11 protein-coding genes are annotated in these 14,555 nt (G+C 71.8%); 5 read left to right on the forward strand and 6 right to left on the reverse strand.

Annotated elements, in window-relative coordinates:
• Positions 1–303 precede the first annotated feature (303 nt).
• The 6 genes from MXD60_RS11690 to rpmH form a co-directional block, all read right to left on the reverse strand.
• Positions 304–2,370: a hypothetical protein gene (locus MXD60_RS11690; protein ID WP_248819052.1), complete on the reverse strand. Its 2,067-nt coding sequence runs from the start codon at positions 2,368–2,370 to the stop codon at positions 304–306.
• A 187-nt stretch (positions 2,371–2,557) separates the two neighbouring features.
• A complete protein-coding gene (locus tag MXD60_RS11695; RefSeq protein WP_248819053.1) occupies positions 2,558–3,112 on the reverse strand; it encodes a Jag family protein in 555 nt (184 codons plus the stop codon).
• 118 nt (positions 3,113–3,230) lie between these two features.
• Positions 3,231–4,553, reverse strand: a complete 1,323-nt coding sequence (gene yidC / locus MXD60_RS11700) for a membrane protein insertase YidC (protein ID WP_248819054.1) — start codon at positions 4,551–4,553, stop codon at positions 3,231–3,233.
• 12 nt (positions 4,554–4,565) lie between these two features.
• Complete coding sequence (gene yidD, locus MXD60_RS11705) at positions 4,566–5,150, reverse strand: membrane protein insertion efficiency factor YidD (protein ID WP_248819055.1); 585 nt, start codon at positions 5,148–5,150, stop codon at positions 4,566–4,568.
• Positions 5,147–5,536 carry a ribonuclease P protein component gene (gene rnpA / locus MXD60_RS11710; protein ID WP_248819061.1) on the reverse strand — a complete coding sequence of 130 codons (390 nt, stop codon included), beginning with the start codon at positions 5,534–5,536 and terminating at the stop codon, positions 5,147–5,149. Before rnpA ends, yidD begins: the two co-directional genes overlap by 4 nt.
• Positions 5,537–5,566: 30 nt before the next feature.
• Positions 5,567–5,704: a 50S ribosomal protein L34 gene (gene rpmH / locus MXD60_RS11715; protein ID WP_248819056.1), complete on the reverse strand. Its 138-nt coding sequence runs from the start codon at positions 5,702–5,704 to the stop codon at positions 5,567–5,569.
• An 811-nt stretch (positions 5,705–6,515) separates the two neighbouring features.
• Here rpmH and dnaA point away from each other — a divergent pair.
• The 5 genes from dnaA (at position 6,516) to gyrB (ending at position 14,419) form a co-directional block, all read left to right on the forward strand.
• Positions 6,516–8,111 carry a chromosomal replication initiator protein DnaA gene (dnaA, locus tag MXD60_RS11720; protein ID WP_248819057.1) on the forward strand — a complete coding sequence of 532 codons (1,596 nt, stop codon included), beginning with the start codon at positions 6,516–6,518 and terminating at the stop codon, positions 8,109–8,111.
• A gap of 1,087 nt (positions 8,112–9,198) precedes the next feature.
• Positions 9,199–10,410 (forward strand): DNA polymerase III subunit beta, encoded by a 1,212-nt coding sequence (gene dnaN / locus MXD60_RS11725; RefSeq protein WP_248819058.1) that lies wholly within the window; start codon positions 9,199–9,201, stop codon positions 10,408–10,410.
• A 1-nt stretch (position 10,411) separates the two neighbouring features.
• The gene (gene recF, locus MXD60_RS11730; protein WP_248819059.1) at positions 10,412–11,551 is read left to right on the forward strand and encodes a DNA replication/repair protein RecF; all 1,140 of its coding nucleotides are present in this window, start codon (positions 10,412–10,414) and stop codon (positions 11,549–11,551) included.
• Positions 11,541–12,257: a DciA family protein gene (locus tag MXD60_RS28735; RefSeq protein WP_283098205.1), complete on the forward strand. Its 717-nt coding sequence runs from the start codon at positions 11,541–11,543 to the stop codon at positions 12,255–12,257. Before recF ends, MXD60_RS28735 begins: the two co-directional genes overlap by 11 nt.
• 227 nt (positions 12,258–12,484) lie before the next feature.
• Complete coding sequence (gene gyrB, locus MXD60_RS11740) at positions 12,485–14,419, forward strand: DNA topoisomerase (ATP-hydrolyzing) subunit B (RefSeq protein ID WP_248819060.1); 1,935 nt, start codon at positions 12,485–12,487, stop codon at positions 14,417–14,419.
• Positions 14,420–14,555 lie beyond the last annotated feature (136 nt).

The following is a 14,555-nucleotide window of genomic DNA, read 5'->3' on the forward strand; positions in this document are numbered from 1 at the left end:
CGGACGGGCCGCCGGCCGCACCGAACCGTGCCGAACCACGTGGACGGCACCCGGCCAGGGACGGGGAGGCCGGACGAGACGGCCGGCCGGCGGCCGCGAGGACGCCGGCCGGGATGGATGGGGTTCGAAGAGAACAACGCACCCGCCCAGCATCCTCGCCGCCCCACGGGTGCTGCCCGGAGCCGTCCTCGATGGCCGTGGACGACGCGCGACTCCCCCTCGCCGACGGGATCAGCACGCCGTTCGCCCCGGTCCGCCCGCCACGGCACTTCGCATCGCCACCGCACGCGGGCTACCGGGGGATCAGCGGAGCGCGGCCGCCGAACCGGCGGGCCGGACCGCGGCGGACGGGCAGTGATCGTAGACGGTGAGGGTGCCGGTCAGCGGGAACGACCAGGAACGCGACGGGCACCAGCCGGCCCGCGGCAGTGCGGCGAGCTGCCCGGCCAGGCCGGCTCGCTCGATGTCGAAGACGAACACCAGCAGGCGCCGTGGCGGGCTCGGCCTGGCTGCCAGTCGCTGGGCGAGCGGCGGTACGTCGCCGCCGAAGAAGACGGTGTCGTCGCGCGCGACCCGGGGTGGCCTGCCCGCGGCACCAGCGGCGCCCCGTCCGGCCACGACGCCGGAGGTGGGGCCGTCGTCGGGCACGGTCGCCCCGCGAGAAGTCCGCGCCGCCGCGGGCTGCGGCAGCAGGGAGCCGAGGCGCTGGTTGGCGGGGGTGCCGGCGGGGTCGTTGGACGGCAGACCCGACGGATCGCGGGGCTGGTCGTCGCTGGCCTCCATCGCGTACAGCCAGCCCGGGCGGGCGAGTCGGCCGCCGACCGCGACGACGTCGCCGGGTCGGGCCAGCTGCCGGGCCGCGACAGCGGCGTCGACCATCCGGTCGAGGCCGCGCATCCGGTCGCGGTGATCCCACAACGTGGTGCTGCCAGCCAACGACGCGGTGATGGTCAGCCCGCCGCACGCGCACCACGCGACGATCCCGGCGACCGGCAGCGCGACGGCAGCACGCGCCCAGCGACGCCGCGCCCCACCCGCCGCCGCAGCCACAGCCACAGCCGCGACACCAGGCGTCTCCGTCCCATCACTTTCAGCGATCCCGCTGCCGGAAATGCCGGACAGTGGATGACTGCTTACGCGTCCCGGGAGGGGCAACGTAAGGGCTACAGCGTTCGGGCCGTCAGCGGCCATCTCAGGGCCAGGAAGGGCCCATCGTGTGCCAGCCGCGACAGCCAGCCGGTGAACCGCCCGCTCGGCGCCCACCACCACCACAATGACGATCATAGGGACGACGAACAGGTTGGTCCGGGTCGGACCGAACGGCCAGTACCGCGCGGCGCTCGCGGCGAGCATCATCAGCTCGGCCCCGCCGAGCGCGGCGAGCAACAGCCGACCGTCCGGGCGCCGCGCGAGCGCCGCGGTCCCGACCAGCCCGGCGGCCGCAACCGCGAGCGCGACGAGGACCGCGGGTACCGCACCGAGCGGACCGCCGTGCACCGCGCCGTGCAGCAGGCTCGGGTCGAACCGGTCGATGCCGGGGACGGATCCGGTCACCGTCTCCCGGACCTGGTCGCCGACGAACCGCAGCGCCGACATCGGGCTCCGGCCGGCGAGAAACTGACGGTCCCAGTAGTTGCCGTTGCGCTGGCTGGACTGGTGCGCGATGAAACCGACGGTGTCCGCGGCGGCCAGGACGAGCGCTGGCAGGCACTCGACCAGCCGCCACCGCCGGGCCGGCCCACGCCACAGATCCACCGCCGCCAACGGAACAATCATGAAAATGCCGGGAACGGCGAGCAGGGCCAGCAACCCGGCGGCGGTGCGGCGGACGAGGCGCGCGCGGTCCGGGCTGCGAACCGCCACGCTCCCGCCGTCGACGGCCGCCGCGGATCCGGTACGGGGGCCGTCCATCCACAGCAGCAGGATGGCAACCGCCGCAGCCGTCTCCATCGCGTACGGCTTGAGCTGCGTGGCCAGATCCAACAGGGTCGAGTTCAGGCACAGCCAGAGGACCGCGACGACGGCCGCCGCCGTGCCGGCGAAGCGGCGGGCGAGCACCACCATCGCCGCGCCCAGCAGCGGCAGGGCGATGAATCCCGGCAGGCGCAGCGACCAGCTGTGCCAGCCGAACACCTCACCGCAGAGCCGGGTGAGCGCCAGCCAGCCGAAGGCCGACGGAGTGTTGGCGACCGTGAGTTCCGACCACAGCGACCGCGCCGGCTCGCTGACGAAGTGCGCCCGCCAGATCTCGTCGTACCAGAACGGCCTGGTCAGGTAGGCGTGCAGCAGGCCGAGCAGACCGGCGAGGACCAGCGCGACGACCGTGACCGAGCGGCGCGATCGCGAGGCAGAGCCAAGGGCAGGCGGCACCGCACCCTCCCGATCGCCCTGGCGCGCACGGCCACGCCCCGCCGGAGATGAATCTAGCGCCCGTCCGCCGGAGGCCGCCCGCCGGGAGGCGAGCGGGCTCCCGGCCGCAGCCAGGCCCCACCTCGTCGGGCACAGGGGCGACAGCACCCACCGGCGAACAGCGACGGCGGCGCGCCCAGCCCCACCCTCAGCCGAGCAGAATCACGACCCGTCGGCTGGGCTCCTCACCCTCCGACTCGCTGTGCACGCCATCGATCTCGGCGATCACATCGTGCACGACCTTGCGCTCGAACGGCGTCATCGGGGTGAGGGTCTCCGGCTTGCCCTGTTCGAGAGCGCGCTCCGCCGCAGCCGTCGCGATCTTGCCCAGCTCGATCCGCCGGCGGGCCCGATGGCCGCCGACATCGAGCATCAGGCGGCTGCGCGTGCCGGTCCGCTGCAGGACGGCCAGCCTGGTCAGCTCCTGCAGCGCCTCGAGTGCCTCACCGCCGGTCCCGATCAGCCGGTCCAGCCCGTCGCCGACCACGGCGACGATGGCCCGGCCGCTCTCGACATCGAGGTCGAGGTCGCCGTCCATGTCGATGATGTCCAGCAGGCCCTCGATGTAGTCGGCGGCGATCTCACCTTCCTGCTCAAGGTCGGCGATGCGCCGCTCCTGCGGTTTGAGCTCGGACTCGGGGGAGGCCTGCTCGTCGGTGACTCCGGCCGCGTCCACAGCCAGGTCGGGGGCCGAACCGGTCATCTGCACTTCTCCAGGGGGACGGGGGGCGGCGGAGCCGAGATTACGGGATGCCTCCGCACGGTGACATGATCGGGGTTACCTGCGGCACCACGGGCGGGTCCGGGAGAACAAGCCCGGATCAACGCCGGCCGCCGGGCCGCTTGCCCTTGCCACGGCGCTTGGTCGGCCGGGAGCCACCCGGCTGCCGACTCGCGCCGGCGGAGACGGGGGCGGGCCGAGCGGCGCCGTCCGCGGTTCCCGCCTCGGCGGCCGCCGACAGGCCGCTGTCCGACGCGCGCGCCGCGGCCGACTTGCCGGTCTGGTCCTTCCGGTTACCACCGGACCTGGCCGGGGCTCCTGCTGCTGCCTGCTCGGCTATCCCGGTGGCACCGGCCTCCGTGGCCGCCTTCCCGCCCGGCCGCACGGCGGCGCCGCTACGGGACCGGGTGCCGGCCGGCGCGGTCGAGGCCGACCGGGCGCCCGCCTTCGGCGTCTCCGCCAGGTCGGCGGAGGGTGCTGAGCCCTTCGTCAGGCTCGGCCCCGCAGCCGTCGCCGGCCGGGGACGGGTCTTCGACTTCGCCCCGGCGCGGACACCGGGCGCCGGGCGGGCCGGAGCGGCACTGCCGTCGGTGGCGGTCCGCGGGCCAGCCGGACGACCACTCGCGGTCAGCGGCTGGACGGGAGGCATCCGCTTGATCACGAAGAACTGCTGGCCCATGCTCCACAGGTTGGTGGTCAGCCAGTAGAGCAGAACGGCGATCGGGAACCGGAAACCGAAGATCGCGAGCATCAGGGGCGAGCCGTAGAGCAGGATCTTCTGGACCATCGCCTGCTGCGGGTCGGTCGGCCCGGTGCGCGCCATGATCTGCCGCTGGGTCATGAACGTCGTCAGACCCATCAGCACGATCAGCACGACCGCGAGGATCCGGACGTGCGTCGTGTTCAGCCCGAGGAAGTCCACGAGCTGGCTGTTCGAGCGGAAACTACTCGACAGCGAGATGCCGAACACCTTGGCCGAGGCGATCTGCTCGACCTCGTGGGCCGAGAGCCCGACCCGGGGGCGCCAGACCAGCGAGCCGTTCGGGCCCTCGTTCATCGGCGCCAGGTGGGTGAACACGTGGAACAGCGAGATGAACAACGGGATCTGCAGCACGATCGGCAGACAGCCGAGCAGCGGGTTGCCGTGCTCCCGCTGCAACGCCATGATCTCCTGCTGCATGCGGGGCTTGTCGTGGCCCCACTTCTCCCGGATCTCCTTGATCCGTGGCTGCATCATCTGCATCGTGCGCTGCGACTTCACCTGCTTGACGAACAGCGGGAAGATCAGAATTCGCACGCAGATGACGAGCAGGACGACAGAGAAGGCCCAGGAGAAGAAGCTGCTGTCGCCGAAGATCGGCCCGAAGCCTCCGTGAAAGAAGACGATCGCGTTCGCGGCAAGGTGGTAAAGCGGATCCAACAACTTACTGACTCCTCAAACCCACGGTCCGCGACCGGAACCGACGATCTCGGCCCGTGTCCCCTCGGCCGGAGACGGGAAGCCACGCCTGTGGGCCGGCGCGGCGATACCGGTGCGGGCGGAACCGCCCACCCGGCACCCGGACAGACTGGTGCTCGTCCTACCCCTGGGTTCGCGAACGACCGCGGACCCCGCGACGGTTCCCGCCGACATGGGCGAATCCGCAGCCGGGCCGAGCCGCGGCGCGGCGGGCTGCCCGCCCGGCACCGGGTCGTAGCCACCGGCGGACAACGGCTGACAGCGCAGTACGCGCGCAAGCGCCAGCACCCCGCCACGGACCCCGCCGTGACGGCGTACCGCCTCCAGGGCGTAGGCGCTGCAGGAGGGTTCGAAGCGGCACATACCCGCGTTACGGCTCGACCAGGCCGCCCGGTACAGGCGCACCAAGCCGCCGACGAACCAGACCAGCGGGCCGCGCACTGCCCCCGCGGGGGTGCGGGCGAGGCCGGGCACGCGGCGCCGGGCCGCTCGGGAGGCCAGGACGACGTCCGCGACGGCGGCGGCGCCCAGCACGACAAGCAGAATCGATCCGGCGCTCATCGGGTCGCCTCCCGCTGCCGGCGGCCGAGCTGCCGGCTCCCCTCGGGCGCCGGGCCGGTTGCCCGCGCGAACGCGTCGTCCAGCGCGCGACCGAGCCGGTCGGAACTCGCTTCGGCCGCATCCGGCAGCGCGCGGACGACCAGCATCGTGCCGGAAGGCAGTTGGTCGAGCCGCGCGCGCACCTGCTCCCGCAGTCGGCGACGAACCCGGTTACGCACGACCGCCTTGCCCACCCGCCGGCCGACGACGAACCCCGCACGCGGCGGCTCACCACTAGTTGTCCACAGGCTGTGGACAACTAGTGGACCAGAGCGCGTCCGTCGGCCAGCAGTCCCCACGCGGGCGTGCTCATCCCTCGTCCGGACGCGGGCCTGCTCGGGAAGCATCGTCAACCGGGGTACAGCAGGAACCCGCCGTCAGGCGGAGAGCTCGCTGCGGCCCTTGCGTCGGCGGGCGGAGATGATGGATCGGCCGGCACGGGTTCGCATCCGCAACCGGAACCCGTGCGTCCGGGCCCGCCGGCGGTTGTTCGGCTGGAAGGTGCGCTTGCTCACGTGACGACTCCGTCTGCAGGGTGGACGCGGGCGGTGGGCTTCGCCGCCGCGGGGACGGGCCACACCACACGGCCCGCACAAGCACATCCCACGACAAACGAAGCGGTCTAACACCGCGGTTCGGTCCAGCGTACACATGCCTGCGGCCGTCACGGCCTCCCGGGCGGCATCCCGACCGACCACAACCGTGCCAACGGGCGGCCTCCCGACGGGTCCGCCGGCGAGAGACACCGGGTGGGCCGGTCTGCCTCGGCCACACCCCGGTCGGCAGGACCGGGGCGACGACGCGGATCTGTCCGGCCAGGCTCGCGACGCTGACTGCTAGTAAGCAAATGCCACTGGCGCTGCCTGGCGCCAGGGACGACCGCCAGCCGCGTGCCCGAGCGGACGCGGTCGGTTCGCTGACCGACGGCGCCGGCACGAACCTTCGGGCCGCGCCTTACGATCGTCGGGGCACCATCACACACGCAGATGTCGGCGGATGCCAATCCGGCCCGCGAGGCGGTGGGGACCGCCGGCTCGGTGCACCATGGCCTGTGGAGAACGCCTGTGGAGAGGGCGTTTGGCAGGGAGCAGCGGTAGGTCCGAGCGATGGTGCGAGGCGGGGGACCTCGCCAGGAGATCGAGCCGGTGCGCCACGCCGGCTGCCCTGTCGCGTCCATGCACAGGTTGTGGACGACGATGTGGAGAACCATTGGGGCGAAGTCTCCCGGTCGCGACCGGGCTGAGACCACAACAACATCCGCGACCTGACTCCCGTGTCTGGGACCGCACCGCCCGCGAACCGCACCGAACTGCCCGAGGAGCCCTCGTGTCCAACTCCCGCGCCGACTCTGTCGCCGGCCTACCGTTCGGAGACGAGCCCGCGGGTGACCCGGATCTGGCCGTGGTCTGGCGGAAGGCCGTGTCCGGGGTCGCCGACGGCGCGTTGTCCGCCCAGCAGCGGGCGTGGCTGCGGCTGACCCGCCCGCTCGGTCTGGTTCAGGACACGGCGCTGCTCGCCGCGCCCAACGAGTTCACCAAGGAACTGCTCGACTCGCGCCTGCGCCCGTTCCTGTCCACAGCCTTGTCCACTGCGTATGGACGTGACATCCGGGTCGCCGTGACCGTGGAACACCTGCCCGATCCCGAGCCGCTGAGCGGCCCGATCCGGATCGTCCAGCCGGGGGAGGGCGACGCCGGCCCGGCCAGCGGCGCGGACGGTTCCCGGCAGGCGGCCGAGCGGGGGGAATCGAGCGGCGGCAGCCGGCAGAAGTCCGCGCCGGTGAACGGCGAGCTGCCCTTCCCCGAGGCCGCGGACGCCGCCCCGCCGATCCGGATGGGTGCCGGCCTCGGCCGGGAGGCCGCGCCGGTCGAGGCCGCGCCCGCGCAGGCCCGCCTCAACCCCCGGTACATCTTCGAAACGTTCGTCATCGGTGACAGCAACCGTTTCCCGCACGCCGCCGCGGTGGCCGTGGCGGAGGCACCGGCGAAGGCGTACAACCCGCTGTTCATCTACGGGGACTCCGGGCTCGGCAAGACCCACCTGCTGCACGCCATCGGCCACTACACGCTGAAGCTCTACCCGAACACCCGGGTCAAGTACGTGAGCTCCGAGGAGTTCACCAACGACTTCATCAACTCGATCCGGGACGACCGCCAGCAGGCTTTCCAGCGCCGCTACCGGGATGTGGACGTCCTGCTCGTGGACGACATCCAGTTCCTCGAGAACAAGGAGCGGACGCAGGAGGAGTTCTTCCACACCTTCAACGTCCTGCACGACGGCGAGAAGCAGATCGTCATCAGCTCCGACCGCTCACCCAAGCAGCTGTCCGCGCTGGAGGACCGGCTGCGCAGCCGGTTCGAGTGGGGCCTGATGACCGACATCACCCCGCCGGACCTCGAGACCCGCATCGCGATCCTGTCCAAGAAGGCGGCGACCGAGCGGCTGCCCGTGCCACCGGACGTCCTCGAGTACATCGCCACCCACATCGAACGCAACATCCGCGAGCTCGAAGGGGCACTGATCCGGGTCGCGGCCTTCGCGAGCCTGAACAAGTCCCACGTCGACCGCACGCTCGCCGAGATCGTGCTGCGGGACCTGATCCCGGACGCCGGCAACCCGGACATCACCGCCATCCAGATCATGAACGCGACCGCCGCGTACTTCGGCGTCTCCATGGACGACCTGTGCGGCACGTCCCGCAGCCGGGTGCTCGTCACCGCCCGCCAGATCGCCATGTACCTGTGCCGTGAGCTGACCGATCTCTCCCTGCCGAAGATCGGGCAGCACTTCGGCGGTCGCGACCACACGACGGTCATGCACGCCGACCGCAAGATCCGCGGCCTGATGGCCGAGCGGCGAGCCATCTACAACCAGGTCACCGAGTTGACCAACCGCATCCGCCTGCAGGCCCGCCAGAACTGACCACCTGCCGGAAACCGACCCCGCGCCAGCACTGGCCGACCCCGCCGGGCGACCCCGCGCCCCGGACCGCTCCCCACCGTGCCGTCCGCAGCCGCACACGCCGCCCAGGACGGCGCGACGGCGACTGGTCGGGCCTGGCCCCATCCCCCCTTGGTGGCCCCCGCGGCCGCGTGCCGTGTCAGGCCGTGCGTCGGCCTCGGCGATGCCTGGGTCCAGGTCGCTTCGGGTTCGCGAGATCAGGTCGCTGCGCACCGCCGGCTCGGCCGTGCGCAGCCATCGCGGTGGCACGGCTGGTCCGTCGTGCCCGTCCACTGTCGGTAGCACGTTACCGACCGCGACGGCCTGCCCGGACATGATCATCGCGGTCGGCGCCGACCACACACGGTCATCCCAACCGCCCGGCGGCGACCCGCACACCCGCCCACGTTCGTGAACAGCGCGCCAGCCGGGCCGTGCCCGACCACCCCTCGATCGAGCGATCTTTGGTGGGTTTGCAGCGACGTCAACGAATACGTCGAAGCCATACGACCACCGCCGGTGACCCTGTCCCGCCACGAGTCCGTCGCCGATCGGCCGCGCACCGAGCCCACAGAGTGGTTCCACCCACAGCTTGTGGAAAACCTTGTGGACAGCGGGTGGGCGAACCGGTGGAAGAAGGGGTGGAAGAAGGGGTGGACAGCCTGTGGATAACCCGGGGAACGCCTGTGGAGGGACAAAGTAGTCCCTGGGGACGACGTCTCGACGTGTGGATATCCACTGCGCCTGTCCACAGGCGAACCCACAGGATTTGCACCGGCAGATCATGGCTCTGACCTGCGGAAACGTTGGTTATCCCCAGTATCCACACCCCCTACTACCACCACGATTCTAAATTTCTCTTCAAAAGATCAAAATCTCTAAGTACTAGGGGGTGTGGACAACGAGCGACGATCATGATCGAGCGCGTGCTGTGCCACTTCGTGGGCTCCGAGTAAGCGCCTGGGGCGGGGCCAGCCGCCCGCCGACGCCGCCTGGCACTCTGGGATGCTGATCGGTGTTCCCGACCGGCTGCCTCCGCACACCGGAGGGAACGACAGGAGGGCTAACCATGAAGTTCCGGGTGGAACGGGACGAATTCACTGAGGCGGTCGCCTGGACCGCCCGGACGCTGCCGAGCCGGCCGACGACTCAGCTCCAGGTGCTGTCGGGACTCCTGCTCGACGCCACCGGGCCGATGCTCAAGGTCGCCGCCTACGACTACGAGGTGGCCGCGCAGAGCACGGTGCACGCGACCGTGTCGGAGGAAGGCCGCGCCCTGGTCAACGGCAAGCTGCTCGCGGAGATCACCCGCTCGCTGCCGGCTGCCCCGGTCGACCTCGCCATCGACGGCACCCGGCTCGTCATCACCTGCGGGAACGCCCGGTTCGCGCTGCCGATGCTGCCGGTCGACGACTACCCGGCGCTGCCGGCCATGCCTCCCGTCACGGGACACATCGAGGGATCCGCCTTCGCCGCCGCGGTCGCGCAGGTCGCCATCGCCGCCGGGCGGGACGACACCCTGCCCGTGCTGACCGGGGTGCGGATGGAGATCGAGGGCGACACCCTCACCCTTGCCGCGACGGACCGCTACCGGCTGGCGGTGCGCACGTTGAAGTGGCGCCCGGCCGAGGCATCCACCGACGAGGGCGACGCCGCCCCGGCGGCTCCGGTGACGGTGGCGCTGGTGCCCGCGCGCACGCTGCTGGACACCGCCAAGTCGCTGTCGGGCTCCGGGGTGGAGGTGTCCATCGCGCTGGGGACGGGTCCGTCCGGGGAGACCCTGGCCGGCTTCGCCGGCTCGACCAGGCAGACGACCACCCGGCTGCTCGAGGGCCAGTTCCCGCCCTACCGCAAGCTGCTGCCGGACAGCTCGCCGCTGATCGCCCAGCTGGAGATCGCCCCGCTGCAGGAGGCGGTGCGCCGGGTGGCCCTGGTTGCGGCGAAGACCGCGCCGGTGCAGCTGGCGTTCTCTCCGGACCACCTCGTGCTGGAAGCCGGGACGGGCGGTGAGGCGCAGGCCACCGAGACGCTTCCGGCGGTGTACGACGGCCCGGAGCTGGCCGTTGCCTTCAACCCGTCCTACCTGCTCGACGCCCTGGGCGCGCTGGAGTCCGACATCGTGCGGATCGGTTTCGCCAGCGCGGAGGATCCCGCCGTCGCGGCGAACAAGCCGGCGATCCTGACCGGCAAGTCCGGTGCGGAGGGCGACGCGGCCGATGGCACCGGCAGCGAGCTGCCCGACTACCGCTATCTGCTCATGCCGATCCGTCTCCACGGGTGACGTGCACCTCACGCATCTGTCACTCGTCGACTTCCGGTCCTATCCGGCTCTCGACCTCACGCTGAGTCCGGGAACGACCACGTTCGTTGGCAGTAACGGGCAGGGGAAGACGAACCTGCTGGAAGCGATCGGCTATGTCGCGACCCTGGCCAGCCATCGGGTCGCGGGCGATGCCCCGCTGGTCCGGGACGGGGCGGACCGGGCGATCGTGCGCACCAGGATCGTCCGCGGCGACCGGGCGGCCCTCGTCGAGCTGGAGATCGTGCCGGGACGGGCGAACCGGGCGCGGCTGAACCGCGCGCCCGTCACCAGGACCAGGGATGTGCTCGGCCTGCTGTGCACGGTCCTGTTCGCCCCGGAGGATCTCGCGCTGGTGAAGGGCGATCCGGCCGGGCGCCGGCAGTTCCTCGACGGGCTGCTGGTCGCCCGCGCGCCGCGGATGGCGGCGGTGCTGGCCGACTACGAGCGGGTCGTCCGCCAGCGTTCGACGCTGCTGCGCACGGCCGGGGCGGCGCGGCGTTCCGGTGGGCGAGGTGACCTGCGCACCCTGGACGTGTGGGACGGCTACCTGGCCACGCACGGCGCCGAACTGCTCGCCGCCCGGCTGGCCCTGGTCGAGGCGCTGCGGCCGGCGGTCGTCGAGGCCTACGCGGCGGTGGCCGGGGCAGCGGCCGAGGTCGCGATCGACTATCGGGCGAGCGTGCCGCTGCCCGAGGGCTCGGTAGGCGGCACCGGCGAGCGGGAACGGCTGGTCGAGGCGATGCACGCGGCACTCGCGGACGCCCGGGCGCGGGAGATCGAGCGCGGGATGACCCTGGTCGGCCCGCATCGGGACGATCTGCAGCTGTCCATCGCGGGCCGGCCGGCGCGCGGCTATGCCAGCCACGGCGAGTCGTGGTCGTTCGCGCTCGCGCTGCGCCTCGCCTCGTTCGAGCTGCTGCGGGCGGACGACCGGGAGCCGGTGCTGCTGCTCGACGACGTGTTCGCCGAGCTGGACAGCCGGCGCCGGGCCCGGCTCGCGGAACTGGTCGCGCCCGCCGAACAGGTGCTGGTGACGGCCGCCGTCGGGGGGGATGTGCCGGCGGAGCTCGCCGGCCGCCGTTACCTCGTCGCCGACGCGGAGGTGCACGATGCCGACTGAGCCCGACGACCGCCCGGCCGCCCCCGACGACAGCGCCGCCCGCGGCGCCGATCTGGCCCGCCAGATCCTGGCGCAGGCGAAGAAGGACTCCCGCGAGCGGGTGCGCGGCGGCCGGGGCGGCGGCCGCGCCGGTGGCGGCTCCTTCGCGGCGACGTCCGGTGTGGCAGGGGACACCGGCGCGCGCTCCGCGGACTCCGGCAACCGGGGCGAATCCGCCAGTGGGTCCGGCACCGGCGGGAGTCCGGGCGGGGTGGCCGGTGCCCGGCGGGCCCGCCGGGCGGGGGGCGGCCGCGACCGCGCGGCGCCGCGCCCGCCCCGGCGGGCCGGGGTCGCCCCCCCCCGCCCGGGCCGGCGGGAACCGGTCGCCTTCAGCTCGGCGATCACCCGCCTGCTCGCCTCGCGCGGCTGGCGGGGCCAGGCGGCCGACGCGAGTGTGATCAGCCGTTGGGACGTCATCGTCGGCCCGGACATCGCCGACCACTGCGCTCCGGTCTCCCTGCGCGACGGCCACCTGGAACTCGTCGCCGAGTCGACGGCGTGGGCCACGCAGCTGCGGATGCTGTCCCGCCAGATTCTCAGCATCCTGCACCGGGAACTCGGCCCCCAGGTCGTCCAGCGGATCACCGTCCGGGGTCCGACCGCACCGTCCTGGCGGCATGGCCCGATGCGTACCCATGGTCGCGGTCCGCGGGACACCTACGGCTGATCGACCGGTCGTGGCCGGGAGGCGACGCGACCGTGATCGACCGGCCGACCTGTCGGCCTGCCGTCGTGGAGGCGCACCAAGCCCTTGGACCCGTCGGCCGGGTAGGGGAGTTCAGCTTCCCCTCGCGCGGGGCGCTGCGCAGACGTCAGGGGTCACCCTGCGTCCGCTATAGCCGGTCGGCGGGTAGACTGGTGGATACTTCCGCCCAGAACGAGGGGACCCGCCGCGTGGCCTACGATGCAAGTTCGATCAAGGTTCTCGAAGGTCTTGACGCGGTCCGCAAGCGTCCGGGCATGTACATCGGCTCCACCGGGGAGCGGGGGCTGCACCACCTCGTCTACGAGGTGGTGGACAACTCGGTCGACGAGGCGCTCGCCGGTTACTGCGACACGATCGTCGTCACGCTGCTCGCCGACGGCGGGGTCCGGGTCGTCGACAACGGCCGCGGCATCCCCGTCGGCATGCACCCGGTGAAGAAGATCCCGACGGTCGAGCTGGTGCTGACGACGCTGCACGCGGGCGGCAAGTTCGACGGCAAGTCCTACGCGGTCTCCGGTGGTCTGCACGGCGTCGGCGTCAGCGTCGTGAACGCGCTGTCGACCCGCGTCGATGTCGAGATCCAGGTCGACGGGCACGTCTGGTTCCAGCCGTACGTGGGCAGTCGGCCGGCGGAGCCGCTGGTCAAGACCGGCGTGTCGAAGAAGACCGGCACCTCCATCACGTTCTGGGCGGATCCAGAGATCTTCGAGACGACCGAGTACAAGTACGAGACCCTCACCCGGCGCCTGCAGGAGATGGCGTTCCTCAACAAGAGCCTGTCGATCACGCTGATCGACGAGCGCGGCGAGGAGCCCGTCGAGGTCACCTACAAGTACGAGAACGGCCTGGTCGACTTCGTCGCGCACCTCAACGCGACGAAGGACTCCATCCACCGCAGCGTGATCTCGCTGGAGTCGAAGGGCACCGGCATCGAGGCCGAGCTCGCCATGCAGTGGAACGGCGGCTACTCCGAGTCGGTCTACACCTTCGCGAACACCATCAACACGCACGAGGGCGGCACCCACGAGGAGGGCTTCCGCGCCGCGCTGACCAGCGCCGTCAACGCCTACGCCAAGGACCAGAACCTCCTCAAGCCGGTCAAGGCGAACGCCCGCGGCGGGGATGAACGCCTCTCCGGCGACGACATCCGCGAGGGCCTCACGGCGATCATCTCGGTGAAGCTCGCCCAGCCGCAGTTCGAGGGCCAGACGAAGACGAAGCTCGGCAACACCGAGGCCAAGAAGTTCGTCCAGGAGATGTGCTACTCGGCGCTGAAGGACTGGTTCGAGGTCAACCGCACCGAGGCGCGCGCGATCGTCAACAAGGCGCTCGACGCCCAGCGGGCCCGGATCGCGGCCCGCCAGGCCCGTGACCTGACCCGGCGCAAGGGCCTGCTCGGCGGTACCGGCCTGCCCGGCAAGCTCTCCGACTGCCAGTACACCGATCCCGAGCGCTGCGAGCTGTACATCGTCGAGGGTGACTCGGCCGGCGGCTCGGCCAAGGGCGGGCGGGACTCGAAGTTCCAGGCCATCCTCCCGCTGCGCGGGAAGATCCTCAACGTCGAGAAGGCCCGCATCGACCGGGTTCTGAAGAACACCGAGGTCCAGGCCCTCATCCAGGCCCTGGGCACCGGTATCCACGACGACTTCGACATCGCCAAGCTGCGCTATCACAAGATCGTGCTGATGGCGGACGCCGACGTCGACGGCCAGCACATCCGGACCCTGCTGCTGACCCTGCTGTTCAGGTTCATGCGTCCCCTGGTCGAGGCCGGCCACGTGTTCCTGGCCCAGCCCCCGCTCTACAAGATCAAGTGGGGCCGGGAGGACTGGGAGTACGCCTACTCCGACCGTGAGCGCGACGGCCTCATCCAGCAGGGCGCGGAGGCCGGTCGCAAGATGCCGAAGGACGCCATCCAGCGGTTCAAGGGTCTCGGCGAGATGAACGCGACCGAGCTGTGGGACACCACGATGGACCCGGACCGGCGCATCCTGCTGCAGGTCACCCTGGACGACGCCGCTGTCGCCGACGAGCTGTTCTCCGTGCTCATGGGCGAGGACGTCGACGCGCGCCGCAGCTTCATCCAGCGCAACGCCAAGGACGTCCGCTTCCTGGACATCTGACGTTCGGCGCGAGCGTCCCGCCACCTCGACGGGAGCATCGGGCCCCGGCGGGCGGGCCCCCCCCCCCCGGCCCCCCCCCCCCCCCCCCCCCCCCCCCCCCAGGACGGGGCCCCCCCCCCCCGGCGCCCCCCCCGGG

Origin of the sequence: Frankia sp. AgB32, from assembly GCF_023243045.1 — a bacterium.
Lineage (GTDB): Bacteria > Actinomycetota > Actinomycetes > Frankiales > Frankiaceae > Frankia.